Raw genomic sequence first — 16,117 nt, 5'->3', positions numbered from 1 at the left:
CGGTGGCTATTTGAAACAGCGGCGGGCTTTCCTTCTCCGGTCTTATGTTTAATGTAAAATGCGTTCTATTTTTCTCAGCTGGAAATAAATCATGACAAACAAAAGGAATAACCTCATCCCATTCGCCTTTTTAATGGCGGCTGTATCACTAGGGGGGTGCGCAACGAACGAAGGCTACCGTCCAGAGTCCTCTACTCAGCAGGTATCGAGACAAATCTCCACGGAGCAGGAAGAGTTTCTTCAAGTGCTTTCCCAAGTCAAACAAAGCCACATTTTTAATACGAATATAGAGGCTGAGAAATTTTGGCAAGGAAGTCTGAACAGATATCTTCTGCAACTCGATCCCGAGAGACTGGCACTCTCTCAAGCCGATATTAACGAGATTGAAAAGCAGCACCCAGAGTTCTCAACTTTGATTGCTGCAGGGGCAATCTCCTCCGCATATCAAGTTGGTGAACTGTATAAACAGGCTGCAACCATAAATTTAGAGACCGCGCAAAATTTAGTTCACGATATCAGTCTCGCGGATTTTTATGGACCGCTGAACTCTCAAGAGTGGGCCGCCGATGCAGGTCAATTACGCCTTCGCTGGAAACAGCATTTAACCCATGACTTACGCAAACTGACAAGAAGTGGGCTGACTAATAGCGAGGCGACTCATGTTCTGGAAAAAAGCCTGCAACACCAGATAGAAAGATTAAAGCACTCAGATAACGACCAATACTTCAACACATTAGTTTCATCCATCATGAAGCACCTTGATCCTTGGTCGAGATACTTCCCTGCACCAAGCAAAGACTACTCTGACTCTTCATTGGTTGGTATTGGGGTAGCCCTCAAAGAAGACACTGGCTTGGTTCAGATAACTAAAATTTTACCCGACAGTCCCGCGCCCACCAGTACGCTAAAAGTTGGCGATAGGCTTGTCAGTCTCAGACATGATCAAGGTCCCGTCGTAGACTTGGCAGGCATTAATCTGGACGAAGCAGTGGAAACCCTGGCAGCGAAAAAGGGCGCCCATACGGAGCTTACGGTTATACGCGATGGGGCTAAAATTCCCATCTTAATTCAGCATAAGGAAGTAAAAATCCCTCTGGATCGGGTATCGCGGTACATAGAGGTCATAGGGTTAGAAAATCAGAACTTCAAAATAGGCGTTGTGAAGGCGCCTTCATTCTACAGCAGCCCTGTTTCATCAGCGGATGATATTAGGGCTGCGCTTAAGTACATTCAAAACAATCACGCAGATGGGCTCATTATCGATCTCCGAAACAATGTCGGATCTATCCTTGCTGAGAGCCTAAAGACCAGTGACTTATTCTTACCTCTGCATTCTCCCATGGCCATCGTTAATACAGACGAGCGCTGGAAGGTCTACGATGCTTTTTCTGAACCTCAGATACAGCTTCCAACTGTGATCTTGGTAAATGAAAATACCGCTTTCGGCTCAGAAACGTTAACGTCTGCGCTACAAGAGCATGGTTTGGCGGTCGTTATTGGGAGACGCACATCAGGAAATGGAATCTTTTGTCAGAGCAAAAAAACGAAAACGGGCGCCGTTTGTATCGCCTCCGCCGCCTTATATAAAATTAACGGAGAGAGTTTGACTGGAAAAGGCATTGAGCCAGACCTGTCATTAAAGCTCTATCCCGCTGATATATTGTCAGCAGAAAAGGTAACTAGTCCCTACAACGACTATCTGCTGGACTCGACAGACTCTGTCTACTCCAATGAATCGCCAAGATTTGATTATTCTCATTTACAAACCCAACATGAGCAAAGAGTGAAATCAGATCCCACGCTCCAGCTCTATAACCAATATCAAAATGCTCTGGCTGAGAGAGAATTGAAAGGATACCTTCTGGACGACGCCAGTTACCTGCGTCTGCAAAACCAAATCAACGAGTTGGAGCTGCGTTGGAACGAAATGGGTCAGCCAGATGTGGAGATGCAGGAAACTCTTCGCTTATTCGCCGAATTGCTCGCACTGAAAAAATAGGGGATAGCGTAAAATCATCAAGGTAGGGCGGCATCCGCCGCCTCACTTCGTATCGAGAGCCTCCTGATACATCACATCCGTGCGCAGCACATATTTAACGCCGCTTTCGACAGTGGAGCCTTGATGCATTGTGGCATGGGGAAATACTACCACGGAGCCTTTTTCGGGTTTGATTTTGTCCCAGCGGAAGGCGATTTCTCCGCCTTCGTAGTCTTCATTCAGAAAGATCAAGAATGACAGTAGACTCGCTTCTTTCTCGCTGCGGGCGTATGAGCCGTCGCGATGCCATTTGAAGTACTGGCCGGGTTCATAGCGATAGAAGCGCAAGCGTTCGTTCAAGCCGATCAGTTCCCAACCGTCCAACTCCTGCGGCAGCATGGCTTTGATTCGGTTGAAGATATTATCCGCCATGACGGCGTCGTCAAAAATAACGCGATCATTATTACGGATATCTTTGTACATCTGCGATCCGCGCGCGGTTTGAATCTCCGCTTCGTCGTATCCCATCGCTTCACTGTCGGAAATATAAGCGTCGCACTCTGGCGCCGTTAGAAACCCTTGAATGGCGAAAACGCCTGCGCCGTATTCGATTTTTTTCATGTCGCCAACTCACTCCTATGACTACGCGGCGAATGCCCAAATGGGCGGTAGGAGTCTGTATTATCCTGTGGCGGACAGGGAAAACCATACGCATAAGCCGCCCACAAAGGGCGGCGATAGGATGAGAAATAAGAAGAGTAATCAGTCTGCCGATGCTTCCGTTTTCGCCTGCAGTTGCGCCGCTATCTCCATGTCTTTGGCCAGCACTTCGCTGAAACTGCGGCGACCTGTGACGCGTTTGATATAAGCGTCGATGACCTCCGTGCGCGGAACCAAACCAAACTGAGTACACCAGTGGAAAGCCATTCCCCACAATACATCCGCCGCCGAGAACTTCTCGCCCAGAATATAGGGCCCGCTGGCGACACGCTCGACGATGGCGTTCAACATGACGTCATAATCCGCATAGGGACTGGTGTCCCGCGGCGCGGGGTCTCTTTGCATCGCTTTGTCCACCACCGCCGGCTCAAAACAGCTGGCGTAATACACCATCCAGCGTAAATAAGGCCCGCGCAACCGATCATTCAACGCTGGGGCCAGGCCTGCCTGTGGAAACAAGTCAGCAAGATAAAGAAAGATCGCCACCTGCTCCGTGATCAGCGCATCGCCATGCTGCAGTGCAGGGACTTTGCCCAAGGGGTTCACCTGCAAATACTCATCCCGGCGATTGTCGCCATTACGAATGTTGATCAGTTTCACTTCATAAGCCGCTTCCAGCTCCTCCAGCAATACCATGGAGCCTGTGGAACGGGTCTGTGGGCAGTGAAACAACGTGATTTTCGAATCAGAAGCCATGACGCATATCCTTTTGGTTGGGAAATAAACTCAGTGGCATAATACGACCCCATACCTGTCAACTTTTGTCAGGTTTAAAATAAAAAATTTGCAGCAGGTTTGTTATGCGCGCCAGCCGTCTCCTGACCATCCTTATGACCCTTCAAGCCCGCGGCCAGACCACCGCGCCGGTGCTGGCGAAGGAGTGCGGCGTGTCTCTGCGCACGGTCTACCGCGATATAGAAACCCTGAGCGCGCTGGGCATCCCGGTTTATAGCGAGCGGGGCACTGAGGGCGGATACCGTCTTCTGGACGGCTACCGCACCCGGCTCAACGGACTGTCGTCGCAAGAAGCAGAGGCCCTGTTCCTGACCGGTTTATCCGGCCCAGCCAACGATATGGGTCTGGGCGCCGCCGTCTCCGCCGCCCAGACGAAACTGTTGGCGGCCCTGCCCCAGGAACTGCGTTCCGGGGCGGAACGCATGCAATCCCGGTTTCATCTGGACGCCCCCGCCTGGTTCGCGGAGTCAGAACATCCAGATCACCTTCGGGACATCACCCAGGCAGTCTGGGAACAACGAACGATCGAGATGCGCTACCAAAGCTGGAAAGGAGAAAAGCAACGTCGCGCCGAACCACTTGGCGTCGTCCTGAAAAGCGGTTCCTGGTATCTGGTGGCGCAAGTCGATGGCGACCTCCGCACCTATCGCATTTCCCGCATTCAGGAGTTAAGCGTCTCCACCACTCGTTTTGAACGCCCAGTGGAATTCGATCTGGCCGATTATTGGCGCGCCAATACCCTCCGCCTGGAAGAGGAACTGCACACCTACGTCGCTGAAGTGCGCCTGTCCGAAAAAGGCGTCTGGATGATGGACGCGCTCAACTCTCCCTATGTGCGCGCCGCCACTATGTTAGACCCCACTCCAGACGCACAAGGCTGGCGTAAAGCCACTCTGCCCGTTGGAGCCCTGCGTCAGGCTTGTGTGGAACTATTGCGGTTCGGCGCTGATCTGGAAGTGCTGGGACCACTGGAGTTGCGGGAAAAAATGGCGAGTATCGCAGAGGAGATGGCGCAGTTGTATGCGCCGAAAAAGCGCCAATAGGTCTCGCGCCTGCTTAGTGTTACCCAACGTCATTGGCGCGTTGACGAATATCGGCCAGCGTCCCATAAATATCCGCATTATCGCTAACGACTAACGTATTCTGTTGCAACGGGATGGGAAGCTGCGCCACGCCCTTAAGGAACTGGCGAATCTTGATCGGATCGCTCGCCAAAGCTTCCTCTCTGCGATACACCACAATGATTTGCGGACCAAAATTGCTGGCGACTCGTCCCCTTAAAAAGCCGCCGTAATCCGGCGCCAGATGAGTGAAAGCCTTAATCGCCTTCCGTCGCCCGCGGTAATGTTGCGTCAGGAAAGGAAAGTCCTCACTGGCCTTTTCTCTGGAAATAGAGCCGATTGTGATCATGAATCGTAAGTCGCTGGTGACGTAAAAGGGTTGCCTGGATCTTAAAGCCAATCTGATCTCAGGCGATGAATTAGGTGAAGTATACGTTCAGTTGCCCACATCATGGCTACTTTTAAGCTTCCAGCTCCAGCTGAAATAGCAAGTGTAATTAAAATTATCCAAACCCAAAAACCACCCAAACCCCATCGGATATAGTCTGTATTAGGGATACTCCACTCCTTCCTCAGCATGCACAATTTCCCGACGGCTTTAATCAGTTTTTCATATTGCTGTGAAAGATTAGGGCCGCGTTCACACCCCATTTACTGAACAGGATGAAATGGGGACGCCTCATTGAACAATAATTAGAAAAGGACTCTTTAAAATCATGCATAAACTCTCATTTCTGACTGGCGGCTTGCTCGCCGCTTCGCTCAGCCTGACCGCTAACGCTGAATATTGCCCTGACTACGACAGCGTGCTGCACGCGCCCGGTTTGCAAAAGCCGGCGCAGAAGTCGTTTCACCATTGGGGCAACCGTCTGCTCGCTTCTTTGAACAAGCCGTTCCATATGGTTCACGACCAGATCGTCAAAGCCGGCGACTCCGCCACCATGGTGGGCAAATTCGATTACTCCGCCCTGTTCCACAAAGATCTGGAGGACGAGGACATTCATGTCTACGTCTACGGTACCGGCATGTCCGGTTGGGAATACCTGGGAGAACATCGCACCAATAGCGACGGCAAGATTTACGTCAACATCAATAAGCCGGAGGGCGACTATGTGGTGCGCATGGTGGTGGAAGGCGACCATACGGAAGCGTCCGGTTACCTGACGGTGGTGCAACCCGGCCGTAAAACCGTGCTTTTCGACATCGACGGCACGCTGACCCTCAACGACTTCGAAGCCATTGGCGACTACCTGGGCACAGACACTGCGGAAATGCACAACTACGCGGCGGAAGTGGTGTGGGACTATGTGGAGAAAGGCTATCAAGTGGTGTATCTCACCGGTCGCCAGTACTGGATGGCCAAAACCACCCGCAACTGGTTCAACACCAAAGGCCTGTTTCAATGGCACCTGCGCACGGACAGCAACGCGGAAAACCCCGCCAGCCCACAAACTCAGGCCTATAAAACCGCTTATATCCGCCACCTGCTGAATGACGTGCAGTTGGATATCGTGCGCGCCTACGGTAACGCCGCCACCGATATCGCGGCCTACTCCGACGCCGGTTTGTCAAAGGCCGAGACTTACATCATCGGGCCGGAAGCAGGCCAGGAAGGCACTCAGGCGATTGACGGCGATTACGCCTATCACTACTCCACCGTCGTGACGGAAACGCCCGCCGCAGGATGCGAGTGGCGATAGTCAACGATCCCTAAGCAGTCATAAGCAGGGAAGCCTTTGCTTCCCTGCTTTCATCTGATCAGAGTGGGAACGAAAACTCCTATTCCTCCCACGCCGCGAAAGTCAGGACTTATCCAGCTCCCGCAAAAAAGTCTCCATAAAAGCGTCCACCACCGCCGGGTGCTTGCCGGTAATCAGATTGCCGTCCACGAAGGTGTCCACCGCCTGATTATTCTCCACCTGCAATATCCCGCCTGCGTTACGGACATCGGCGACAATATTGTGCGCGGCGGTGACCTTGCGACCCTGCAGCAGAGCTGGATCTGCCGTGAATAGCCAGAGCGAGTGGCATATAGCGCCGATTTTGATGCGATCGGTGGCAATAATCTGGCGCAAAAACTCCACCGCCGGGGCATGGGAAACGCCATCTTCGCTGAGCTCGGTTTGATAGCGCAGGCGATCCATGGCGTAACCGCCGATCAGGATAACGCCAGCATATTGCGACAGATCCGCTTGAGTGATATCCGTCTTCACCACCACTTGGCGCTGGTGATCGTTGCCGTTAAAAGTGAGCTCAGACTGCCCCCACAAGTATGACATGAACACCACTTCGTAGCCGTGGGCGGGAAAATATTGCTGGAACGCCACCAGCTCGGTTTCATCAAAATGTTCTTCCACCAGTACGCCGATTTTACCTTTGTAGTCCCCCGTCACCGGCGGCGTCTGCACTGTGACCTGCGGTATTTCTACAGAGGAAGCGGATGAAAAAAACGAGGCGGACAGCATCAGCGCCGCCAGCAGTATGGTCGTCGACCTTAAAAACATGGGTTAATTCCTTTCTATCCAAATATGCGGACGAACGCCCCGCACTTAGGGCGCTCGTAGAGAGCATCAGGCGGGCGTCAGCCTGACTTTGACACTCATTTCCTGATGATCGCGAGGCAGCGTCACCGTCAGGTTGGCGGGGTCGAAATCCTCATAGAGTTCGCCGTTCACCCACACTTTATCGATCTTCACGCTGCCTTGGGGCAGGATGTCCGGCTGCACTCGCAACAGGTTTCCGGTAAAACCGTTCGCCTGCGGCCTGAAGTAAAGATCCATGGGTTGCTTCAGAATCAGCAGCTTGTTGTACACCGCCGACAGATAGGCCAACTCAAACGCGTGATATCCCGCCATGGAGTGGCTGCCCTTGCTGCGCTCCATCCCTTCCACATAGGGCTGTCCGCCCGCCAATACGTTGAAGTACACACCGCCGTCTGCGCGATCCAGGAACCAGGCGTTGTAGAAAGCGGAAGATTCCCGCGCCAGTTGCAGATAGTCAGGATTGCCGGTCACGCCCGCCAGAATCTGATAGGCCAGAATGCCCTGCTCCTGCTGCCACCAGGCTTTGCGATCATGGAAAGCGAAACGGTGCTGACTCTGACCGTCATCACGCTTGCGCTCCACCACGTCATACCAGCCGCCGCGCTGCAAGTCCGCGCCGTATTTCGGCATGGCGTCGCCCAGGGTTTGCGCCAGCTCGGAGTAGGACGCCTTCGGGCGCAGGTTGTTCATGCGCATCAGGTTCCAGGCGATTTTCAGATCATGGCCGATCACCGCCCGATCCTGCTGCCATTTATAGCCGGCGTCCACGGACCAGTCCGCGAAAAAGCGCTCGTTGACGAAGGGACTCTCGGTCACGCTGGGGAAGCGGGCGACGATAGTGTCGAAGGTATCTTCCAGAAAGTCTGCGTATTCCGTCCTGCCGGTGGCCAGCCACAGGTTGATCAGATACGCCGGCGCGTGATCGCCGACGGAGTTCCAGTTCTTCTTGCTGCGATTATCGCCCAGAGACTCCGCATGAGGACTGAACGTGTTTGAGTCGATATGGGAAAAATAGCCGCCCTGAGCGCTCTGGTCCCGATAGCGATCTTCAAACAGAGCGAGCGTTTTCTCCACATCCTGCAGAATGGCGCTATCGCCGGTGATCCGGTAGGTCTGCACTGGCCCCGCCAGATCATAGATCTGCTCGTAACAGGGAATGGCGTTGTAATCGTCGGAAAAACGCGAGCCCGCAAAGGTTTCAACGCCGTTTTTGCCATTAACGTCCAACGCATGCAGCCAATAGAACTGCTCGCCCTTGTTCACCTGAAAGTTGGCGCGCAGGTACGCTGTTCCCTTCTGCGCCGCCTCCCAGTAGCGGTCCTCCCCCGTCATCAAGTACGCAGTGGCGAAACCGTATATCAGGCGCGATAAGGTAGCGGCTTCCTGAATGCCGTCACCCAGTTTATCCCCTTCCAGAGACAGGTTGGTGCGATAGCGCGTGTAATCGATGGGACCATCGCCAAACTCCGCCTGCAGATAAAAATCCGCCAGTTCACGGATCTGACGGCTCCACCAGTCGCTTTGTTCAAAGACGTATTGGTTATCCTGACTTGTGGGGAAAACCAGATGGGTCGCTTCCAGAGCATACTGACCGCCATCGGGATAAAACACGCCATAGGCGTATACGTAGCGGCCCTGGGTCAGCATGACGTCCAGCTTATCCGTGGCGTTCTTGAACTCCTCCCCGAGGTTGCGCACGAATTCCGCATAAGCGTTATCGCCGATTTTCACGGACAGCTCGTGGCCATTGCGGGTTTTCATGGCGAAGGTCTTATTCGTGCGGTCATATCCGGTCACGTAACCGGCGACCAGATCGGAAAAAGTAAATCCCGTGCGTTCCGCCATGGATGACGCAGAGACTACAGCGCTTGCCGCCTGCGGCTCATTCGCCGCCACGGCCAGGCTGGATGTGAATAGTAATGGAGAGAGTGAAGCAGTAACAACGCAGGCCAGTATCTTCTTCTTAAACATATTATTCTTTCGTTTTCTTTTCGTTTAACGTCAACAACTACCAATGTGCTATAAACAAAAATCCCTATCGCTCCATCTCCCTGGAAGCGCCTGAAAACTGCCTGTTTTCACCGGCTGAACCGGTCTGATCCCCCTGTCTGCGCACCCACGCAGGCGCTTGTTTGAAGATATGAATTGCTTACAACGCAGAAATAAGTCTGTGAGGACAACGCGCTCCACCACCGACCGGCGCAACGCGTCGCTTATGTATTTACTAATCCTGGTATTAACCAAGCATGGTAATAACCAAACCTGGAATTAACCGGTCTAAAGTCCCAGTGTCAGCGGGGCTATAGCCCTTTACGCGGATTGATTCTGGTACGCTCCAGCGCTGTAGTGCAGCTCGTAGGAATGCGAATAAATTTCCACGATGTTGCCGAACGGGTCTTCCATGTAGACCATTCTGTAGGGCTTTTCACCCGGAAAATATTCCCGGATCGGCATTCTTTGCTTGCCGCCTAGTTCGACGATGCGCTGCGCCAGCCCTTCCACATCCGGGTCCTGTACGCAGAAATGGAACACGCCAGTCTGATAGGGGTTGAACTCGTGGCGAGGCGTTTTATTTTGCGGGAATTCGAACAGTTCTATTCCGATGCTGTCGCTGGTGGACAGGTGGGCGATTTTGAAGGAGCCCCAGCCTTCGCCGAATACGTCGATGCACATGGCGCCAATCGCGGTGTCCTTTTCTTCCTTGACCTCCGTGACGTCCATGATGACGTACCAGCCCAGCGCCTGTTGATAAAACTCCAGGGCTTTGGCGATATCGGGAACGGATATCCCAATGTGGGAAAAGGCTCTTGGATATCTTTTTTCCATCTGTTGACCTCAATGTTTTGTTGCTCGCGCCCGCAGGCGCATTTCACATAGAAATGAGAAGCAGAAAAACAAGTCGGCCGAACTTTTTCTCTTGGCTATATCGCAGAGCGACTGCGATCTGGGAGCATCATAGGCAGGGCTAAGTGGCTGATCAAGTAGGCACTTTTTGGTAAGCACCCTCTCTTCCGCCTGCGGTTCCGACTTACAGAACAGGCATGATCGCCGTTAAACCCGCGACTCTGCTGACTTAAGTGGAGATGGGTGGGAGCGACTCTGTTTGCGCCGATTTTTTCAGATCGAACTGCGCGATGGCCCATTCATGCATCTGCTCCAGAATGGGAAAGATACTGTGACCACGCTCCGTCAACTCATACTCCACCTTGGGAGGCGCTTCCGGGAAAACTGTCTTCACGATGAGTCCATCTCGCTCCATTTCTTTGAGCTGCTGCGTCAGCATTTTCTGGCTCACTCCCGGCACGATTCGCTCCAGTTCCTTGAATCGCATTTTGCCCAAATGCAGGTGCCACAGTATCAGGCACTTCCATTTGCCGCCCACCGCCGCAAAGGCGATCTCCACCGGGCATCGATAGGGTTTGTCATTCCAGGTATACATGCGTCCCTCGGCGAACTCTCTCGGTAACCAAAATCCGAATGGTAATACAGGGTTAGCGCGATCACATCCTCCTAAGGCGGTCTCTTTTCAATCATTTTCTACTCCCCCTTGACCTATGTGTTACTCCCAGGTTTTACACTAAGCTTAAATTCATCGACGCAGACAATGGGAGATGCCGGAACATGACGGGTTTACAACTGAAAGTCAGCGAGATGGCGAAACGCAGCGGGGTCACCGCAGACACTGTGCGCTTCTATACCAAACAGGGTCTTTTGAAGCCCAGGCGCGATCTGGACAATGGTTACCAACTCTATGATCGGGACGACCTGCAAAAGCTGATCTTCGCCAAAAAGGCGCGGCAATTAGGGTTCAGCGTCAAAGAGATCAATCAAATCATGCTTCAGGCGGAGGATCATCACTCCCCCTGCCCGATGGTGCGACGCTTGTTTGAAGAGAAGTTCGCCGAAGTGGAACGCCAGATCGCCGAACTCACTCAGCTCAAAGTCCGTATGCAGGAGGCGATGAGCGCCTGGGAGCACATGCCTGACGGCGACCCCAACGGCCACACCATCTGCCGGCTGATCGAATATTGGGAACAAGAATCCAACGTATAAGACTAGGCTCTGATAACGGAGGCTGACATGAACCAGACACTATCGGAACAAGGCGCGCTTATCGCAATCCAAGGCGCCGGTTGCCAAAGCTGCGTGAAGAAAATCAAACACGCGCTGGCCCCTCTGACCGACACAGACAAGGTGTCGGTGGATCTGCAACAACAAACCGTCGCCATCGACGCCGCCGTGGATATTCCCGCCGCATTGGAGGCGATCCGCCAGTTAGGCTATCCGGCGGAGCTGAAAGAGAATCAACAGGATAAAGAGAACAAACGGAATAACGATGGCGCCGCTGACGACCATTGCGAGCTCAGCGCCGAGAAACCGGAAGCCTCACCGGAACAAAACGCTTCACCAGCGTCGACAGGTCAGGCTGGCGTCATCCAATTAAATATCACTGGCGCCAAGTGCGCCGCCTGCGTCAGTAAAATCGAGCAGGCGTTGCAGAACGTTCCCGGCGTCGCCAGCGCCTCCATGAACTTCGCCGATCGCACCGCTGCAGTGGAAGGCGATGCCGATACGGACGCATTGATTCAGGCGGTCGAGCAGGCCGGATACGGCGCCACCCCGGCGACGGATGACGCCGCTGATCAGGAAGCCAAGGAGAAGGCGGAGCAGGCCTACTACAAGCAGTTGCTGCAAAATATGTGGCTGGCCCTGGGCCTGGGCGCCCCCTTGATGGCCTGGGGGCTGTTAGGCGGGGAAATGATGGTGCAGGCGGGTCTCAGCCAGTTCGCCTGGTTGGCGGTCGGCCTGATCACCTTGGGAGTGATGGCGAAATCCGGCGGCCACTTCTACACCGGCGCCTGGAAAGCCTTCAAGAATCATTCGGCCAATATGGACACGCTGATCGCCACCGGCACCGGCGCCGCCTGGCTGTACTCCATGGCGGTGGCGGCTTTACCCCAGGCTGTGCCGGAAATGGCGCGGCATGTCTACTTTGAGGCCTCCGCCATGATCATTGGCTTGATCAACCTGGGTCTGGCGCTGGAAGTGCGCGCCCGCGGTAAAACCTCCCAGGCCATAAAACGACTGCTGGACTTGCAGCCCAAAACCGCCCGCGTCATTCGCGGCGGCGACGAGAAAGACATTCCCATTGAGAACGTCCGTAAAGGCGACCTCCTGCGCGTGCGCCCCGGAGAAAAAATCGCGGTGGACGGCGAGGTGCGCGACGGTAAAAGTCTGGTGGACGAGTCCATGCTGACCGGCGAACCGATTCCTGTGGAGAAAAAACAGGGGGACAAGGTGTCCGCCGGCGCGCTCAATAAAACCGGCTCCATGACCTATGTCGCGGTGAAAGTCGGCAAAGACACGGCGTTGGCGCAAATCATCGCCATGGTGAAAAAAGCTCAGAACGCTAAACCCCCGCTGGGACGACTGGCGGACAAAATTTCCGCCGTGTTCGTACCAGTGGTGCTGATCATCGCCGTCATCGCCGCCCTTGCCTGGTATAACTTCGGCCCCGATCCCCGGATCGCGCATATGCTGGTGGCGGCGACCACCGTGCTGATCATCGCCTGTCCCTGCGCTCTTGGGCTGGCGACGCCCATGTCGGTGATGGTTGGCGTCGGCAAGGCGGCGGAGGCTGGCGTACTGATCCGCAACGGCGGCGCCCTGCAGCAGGCGGGCGAGCTGGCTACTCTGGTGCTGGATAAAACCGGCACTATCACCGAGGGCAAGCCTTCCGTGCTGGAGATTCAGGCGGTCGACGGACGCGATAAAACTGAACTATTGCGTCTCGCCGCCAGTCTGGAGAAGGCCTCCGAGCACCCTCTGGGCATGGCGATTGTGGAATCCGCTCGCGAACAGTCCCTGACCTTGAGCGATCCCGTCGACTTCCATAGCGAATCCGGTCAAGGCGTGACCGGAGTGATTGATGGCGTCACCGTGCTGCTTGGCAATCGCCGCTGGATGGAGACCAATCACATTGACGCCAGCCCGCTCAAGGAAGCGGCGGATAAACTGGCGGAACAGGCCGCCACACCGCTGTTTATGGCGACCGATGGCGCGCTGGCCGGGGTCATCGCTGTGGCGGACAAGATCAAATCCGACTCCCGCGACGCCATCGCCCGTCTGCGCGAACGCGGCCTGCGCGTCATCATGCTGACCGGCGATGTGAAACGCTCCGCCGAGGCTATCGCCAAACAGGTAGGCGTAGATGAAGTTATCGCCGAAGTGTTGCCGGAAGATAAAGCGCGCGTGATTCGCGACCTGCGCCATAAAGCCGCGCAGGGTGAACTGGTGGGCATGGTGGGCGACGGCGTCAACGATGCTCCGGCGCTGGCTGAAGCGGACGTGGGCTTCGCTATCGGCACCGGTACAGACGTGGCGATTGAAAGCGCCGACATCACCCTGATGCGCGGCTCCCTGCATGGTCTCGCCGACGCCATTGAGGTTTCCCGCGCCACCGTGCGCAATATCAAACAGAACCTGTTCGGCGCTTTTATCTATAACGCGCTGGGGATTCCTGTGGCGGCCGGATTGCTGTATCCCCTGCTCGGCGTGCTGATGAGCCCGGTGCTGGCCGGAGCCGCCATGTCCATGTCGTCGGTCACGGTGGTCAGCAACGCCAATCGCCTGCGCCTGTTCAAAAGCAGCGCCGCCAACGCGCAGCATCAACAAGAGGAGAAAGCGGCATGAGTATTCTGGTCAATCTGCTAGGTCTGGGCGCTATCGCTTTTGTGATTTATTGGTTCTGGTTGTGGCGGCCGCAAAACGCCGCGCGCAGCGCTGGCGGCGCCATCGAAATCACGGTGGCGGACGGCGTGTACAGTCCCAGTCATATCGAAATACCCACTGGGGAAAGCGCCACCTTGCGCTTCCTGCGCAAAGACCCCAGCCCCTGCGCCGCCATGGTGATTTTCGACGGCCTGAATATCAGCGAGGAGTTGCCGGTTGGCCACGCCAAGGACATCCGCATTCAGGCGCAGGAAAAAGGCGTCTATAAATTTAACTGTCAGATGAACATGTACCAGGGATCGCTGAAAGTTGTCTGATCGCCAGCGATGAATAGCATGAGCCACAAGGAGCCAATCATGATCTCAAATATCTCAACCTTGCCGCGCCGCCTCAGCGGCGTCCTGCTCGCGCTGAGCGCTGGATTCGCCGGCGCGCAACAGGCCGCAGCGGAAGAAATGACCGTCTACAAGTCGCCCACCTGCGGGTGCTGCAAAGTATGGGTCGATCACGTCAAAGCCGCCGGGTTCGACGTCACTGTGCATGAAACCCGCGATGTGTCGCCAGTGAAGCAGCAGGCGGGATTGGCGCCGCAGCTCGCTTCCTGTCACACCGCATTCGTCAATGGTTATCTGATCGAGGGCCACGTGCCAGCGGCGGATATTCAGCGTTTATTGCAGGAAAAACCTGACGCCCTGGGCCTCAGCGTTCCAGGAATGCCCGCCGGGGAAAATGTGCCCGGCATGGAGGTTCCCGGCGTCAAAGCCAAGTTTGACGTATTGCTGGTGAGCAAGGACGGCGGAGCCGTTCCCTACAGTCACTACGAATAAGCCGCGTCACTCGCCAACGGGGTGATAATACAGCCGCACGGTATCGCTGCGGCTGGCGATGATGCGCCCGCCGTCAAAGGGCTGCGCGGGCGTGGAAATACGTTCGCGCAACAGCGACAAATCAAACTCGCAGGACTGCAACTCGCCGTTGCGCATGTCCACTTCCGGGGAGCCAAACGTCAGCGCATCCACCACCGCGCCGACCAGACGCGCGCTCATATCGGCGAGGAAGCCGCTTTCTGCGCCGTCCTGTGAAGCGATGATGTCCCCTACTTTGATTTCCGCGTACCCTTCCGCCGCGCCGGCGCCGTCTTCCCGTCCCAATACTTCAGAGCGGGTGTAATACTGCCGGCGGCCGTTGCTATAGTCGCAGCGTCCGCGCACGGTGTAACGGATCTGATCGTCTTCGCCCAGAGGCGCCCACTGCAACGCGATACGGTCGCTACGCGAGGCGTATTCCATCTGCGCGGCGGGTGAAGCCAAATGAATCGCGGGAGGGAATTCGATAGAAGTGGTCAGACCCACCAATTCGCCGGGTCTGGCGCTGACATCAGGCAGGCCGGAGGTGAACCAGCTTTTGTCCTGCGCCGCGGCCACATCGTATTCCACGCTGAAATAAACGGTGTCGAATTCGGACGCCACATCCAGGAGACCCTGGTAGTCGCCGCTGAGGTTTTCCAGCGCATTCAGGCGCACCTTGTCGATGTCGCTCTCGGCGACAATCACATCGCCGCCCACCAAGGGCTGCCGTACGCTATCCTTGAAAATCACCGCGCCTACCTGCGCCTGCGCGCCGGAAGCGGGTAAGTTCGCCTGCACCAGCGCCGCGATTCCTTTTTCCGGAATCTTCGGCGGCTGCGCGGTTGATTCATCGCCTCCGCAACCATACATCATAGATATGGCCGCGACGATGACAGCTCCGCGTAGTATCCCTGAACTCATAGCCTTGCCTGTTGTTAGCGGAGTATCCATCAGTTAATGATGGTATGAATTCCGTCAGGGGCAAGCCGAAAAGCGCCCGACGGCGATAAACGCCACATCATATCATGGGAGTATTCATGCTGAAAAAGTTACAGGCGATCTTTCAGGAACTGGCCGCTGACGCGCGCATGCCGATCAAGCAACCGGCGTTGGAGCGGGTCACCGCGGCCCTGTTGATACAACTGGCCAGAGTCGACCAGCACGTGGATAACGCGGAACTGCAGGTGGTGGAAAAGTATGTGCGGCAGGCCTTCAATGTGGACGGCGCCGAGTTGACCGAGCTGATGGAAGCCGCCGCCAAAGAAGCCGAGAGCGCCACCTCTTTGTATGAGTTCACCTCGCACATCAACGAAATCTGCTCGCCCCAGGATAAATACAGCATCATTCTTAACTTGTGGCGCGTGGCTTTCGCTGATGGCCAGTTGGACAAGTACGAAGAGCATTTTGTTCGACGGGCGGCGGAACTGATCTATGTGCCCCATGCGGAGTTCATTCGCGCTAAACTGGAGGCGCAAGAACAAGCCTGAGCCGCATGGGAGG

The 16,117-nt window shown here is 55.2% G+C and carries 16 protein-coding genes; 8 read left to right on the top strand and 8 right to left on the bottom strand.

What is annotated here, in order from left to right; translation table 11 throughout:
• Window positions 1–91 precede the first annotated feature (91 nt).
• Window positions 92–1,999 (top strand): S41 family peptidase, encoded by a 1,908-nt coding sequence (locus ONV78_RS03425; protein WP_279501134.1) that lies wholly within the window; start codon window positions 92–94, stop codon window positions 1,997–1,999.
• Between the two features lie 42 nt (window positions 2,000–2,041).
• Here ONV78_RS03425 and ONV78_RS03420 read toward each other — a convergent pair whose 3' ends face one another.
• Window positions 2,042–2,599 (bottom strand): 2OG-Fe(II) oxygenase, encoded by a 558-nt coding sequence (locus ONV78_RS03420; RefSeq protein ID WP_279501133.1) that lies wholly within the window; start codon window positions 2,597–2,599, stop codon window positions 2,042–2,044.
• Between the two features lie 141 nt (window positions 2,600–2,740).
• Entirely contained in the window at window positions 2,741–3,394 is a 654-nt protein-coding gene (locus ONV78_RS03415) for a glutathione S-transferase family protein (RefSeq protein ID WP_279501131.1), read from the bottom strand.
• 104 nt (window positions 3,395–3,498) lie between these two features.
• On the opposite strand from ONV78_RS03415, the gene ONV78_RS03410 reads away from it, so the two are divergent.
• Complete coding sequence (locus tag ONV78_RS03410; protein ID WP_279501129.1) at window positions 3,499–4,476, top strand: YafY family protein; 978 nt, start codon at window positions 3,499–3,501, stop codon at window positions 4,474–4,476.
• Between the two features lie 19 nt (window positions 4,477–4,495).
• Here ONV78_RS03410 and ONV78_RS03405 read toward each other — a convergent pair whose 3' ends face one another.
• Window positions 4,496–4,843, bottom strand: coding sequence for a hypothetical protein (locus ONV78_RS03405; RefSeq protein ID WP_279501127.1), 348 nt, complete (start codon window positions 4,841–4,843; stop codon window positions 4,496–4,498).
• A gap of 367 nt (window positions 4,844–5,210) precedes the next feature.
• On the opposite strand from ONV78_RS03405, the gene ONV78_RS03400 reads away from it, so the two are divergent.
• On the top strand, window positions 5,211–6,194 hold the full coding sequence (locus tag ONV78_RS03400; RefSeq protein ID WP_279501125.1) for a haloacid dehalogenase: 984 nt from the start codon (window positions 5,211–5,213) through the stop codon (window positions 6,192–6,194).
• Window positions 6,195–6,296: 102 nt separating this feature from the next.
• Here the strand turns inward: ONV78_RS03400 and ONV78_RS03395 are convergent, their stop codons facing one another.
• From ONV78_RS03395 to ONV78_RS03380, 4 genes are all read right to left on the bottom strand, one after another.
• Window positions 6,297–6,998 carry a DJ-1/PfpI family protein gene (locus ONV78_RS03395; RefSeq protein ID WP_279501123.1) on the bottom strand — a complete coding sequence of 234 codons (702 nt, stop codon included), beginning with the start codon at window positions 6,996–6,998 and terminating at the stop codon, window positions 6,297–6,299.
• Between the two features lie 66 nt (window positions 6,999–7,064).
• A complete protein-coding gene (locus tag ONV78_RS03390) occupies window positions 7,065–9,008 on the bottom strand; it encodes an AGE family epimerase/isomerase (RefSeq protein WP_279501121.1) in 1,944 nt (647 codons plus the stop codon).
• Window positions 9,009–9,347: 339 nt separating this feature from the next.
• Window positions 9,348–9,863 (bottom strand): lactoylglutathione lyase family protein, encoded by a 516-nt coding sequence (locus ONV78_RS03385; protein WP_279501119.1) that lies wholly within the window; start codon window positions 9,861–9,863, stop codon window positions 9,348–9,350.
• Window positions 9,864–10,110: 247 nt separating this feature from the next.
• A complete protein-coding gene (locus tag ONV78_RS03380) occupies window positions 10,111–10,476 on the bottom strand; it encodes a helix-turn-helix domain-containing protein (RefSeq protein ID WP_253938213.1) in 366 nt (121 codons plus the stop codon).
• A gap of 182 nt (window positions 10,477–10,658) precedes the next feature.
• Between ONV78_RS03380 and ONV78_RS03375 the strand changes: the two genes are divergently transcribed.
• Genes ONV78_RS03375 through ONV78_RS03360 form a run of 4 tightly spaced genes read left to right on the top strand, consistent with a single transcriptional unit; the run spans window position 10,659 to window position 14,596 of the window.
• On the top strand, window positions 10,659–11,090 hold the full coding sequence (locus ONV78_RS03375) for a MerR family transcriptional regulator (protein ID WP_279501114.1): 432 nt from the start codon (window positions 10,659–10,661) through the stop codon (window positions 11,088–11,090).
• Between the two features lie 27 nt (window positions 11,091–11,117).
• Complete coding sequence (locus ONV78_RS03370; RefSeq protein WP_279501112.1) at window positions 11,118–13,730, top strand: heavy metal translocating P-type ATPase; 2,613 nt, start codon at window positions 11,118–11,120, stop codon at window positions 13,728–13,730.
• Window positions 13,727–14,086 carry a cupredoxin domain-containing protein gene (locus ONV78_RS03365; protein ID WP_279501111.1) on the top strand — a complete coding sequence of 120 codons (360 nt, stop codon included), beginning with the start codon at window positions 13,727–13,729 and terminating at the stop codon, window positions 14,084–14,086. Before ONV78_RS03370 ends, ONV78_RS03365 begins: the two co-directional genes overlap by 4 nt.
• A gap of 39 nt (window positions 14,087–14,125) precedes the next feature.
• Complete coding sequence (locus ONV78_RS03360; protein ID WP_279501109.1) at window positions 14,126–14,596, top strand: DUF411 domain-containing protein; 471 nt, start codon at window positions 14,126–14,128, stop codon at window positions 14,594–14,596.
• Window positions 14,597–14,602: 6 nt separating this feature from the next.
• Here the strand turns inward: ONV78_RS03360 and ONV78_RS03355 are convergent, their stop codons facing one another.
• On the bottom strand, window positions 14,603–15,538 hold the full coding sequence (locus tag ONV78_RS03355) for a hypothetical protein (protein WP_279501108.1): 936 nt from the start codon (window positions 15,536–15,538) through the stop codon (window positions 14,603–14,605).
• A gap of 116 nt (window positions 15,539–15,654) precedes the next feature.
• Between ONV78_RS03355 and ONV78_RS03350 the strand changes: the two genes are divergently transcribed.
• On the top strand, window positions 15,655–16,104 hold the full coding sequence (locus ONV78_RS03350) for a TerB family tellurite resistance protein (protein WP_216736014.1): 450 nt from the start codon (window positions 15,655–15,657) through the stop codon (window positions 16,102–16,104).
• The last annotated feature ends 13 nt before the right edge of the window (window positions 16,105–16,117 follow it).

The sequence above is a fragment of the Hahella sp. CR1 genome (genome assembly GCF_029813005.1).
Classification (GTDB): domain Bacteria; phylum Pseudomonadota; class Gammaproteobacteria; order Pseudomonadales; family Oleiphilaceae; genus Hahella.
This window is presented reverse-complemented; position numbering and strand designations above follow the sequence as displayed.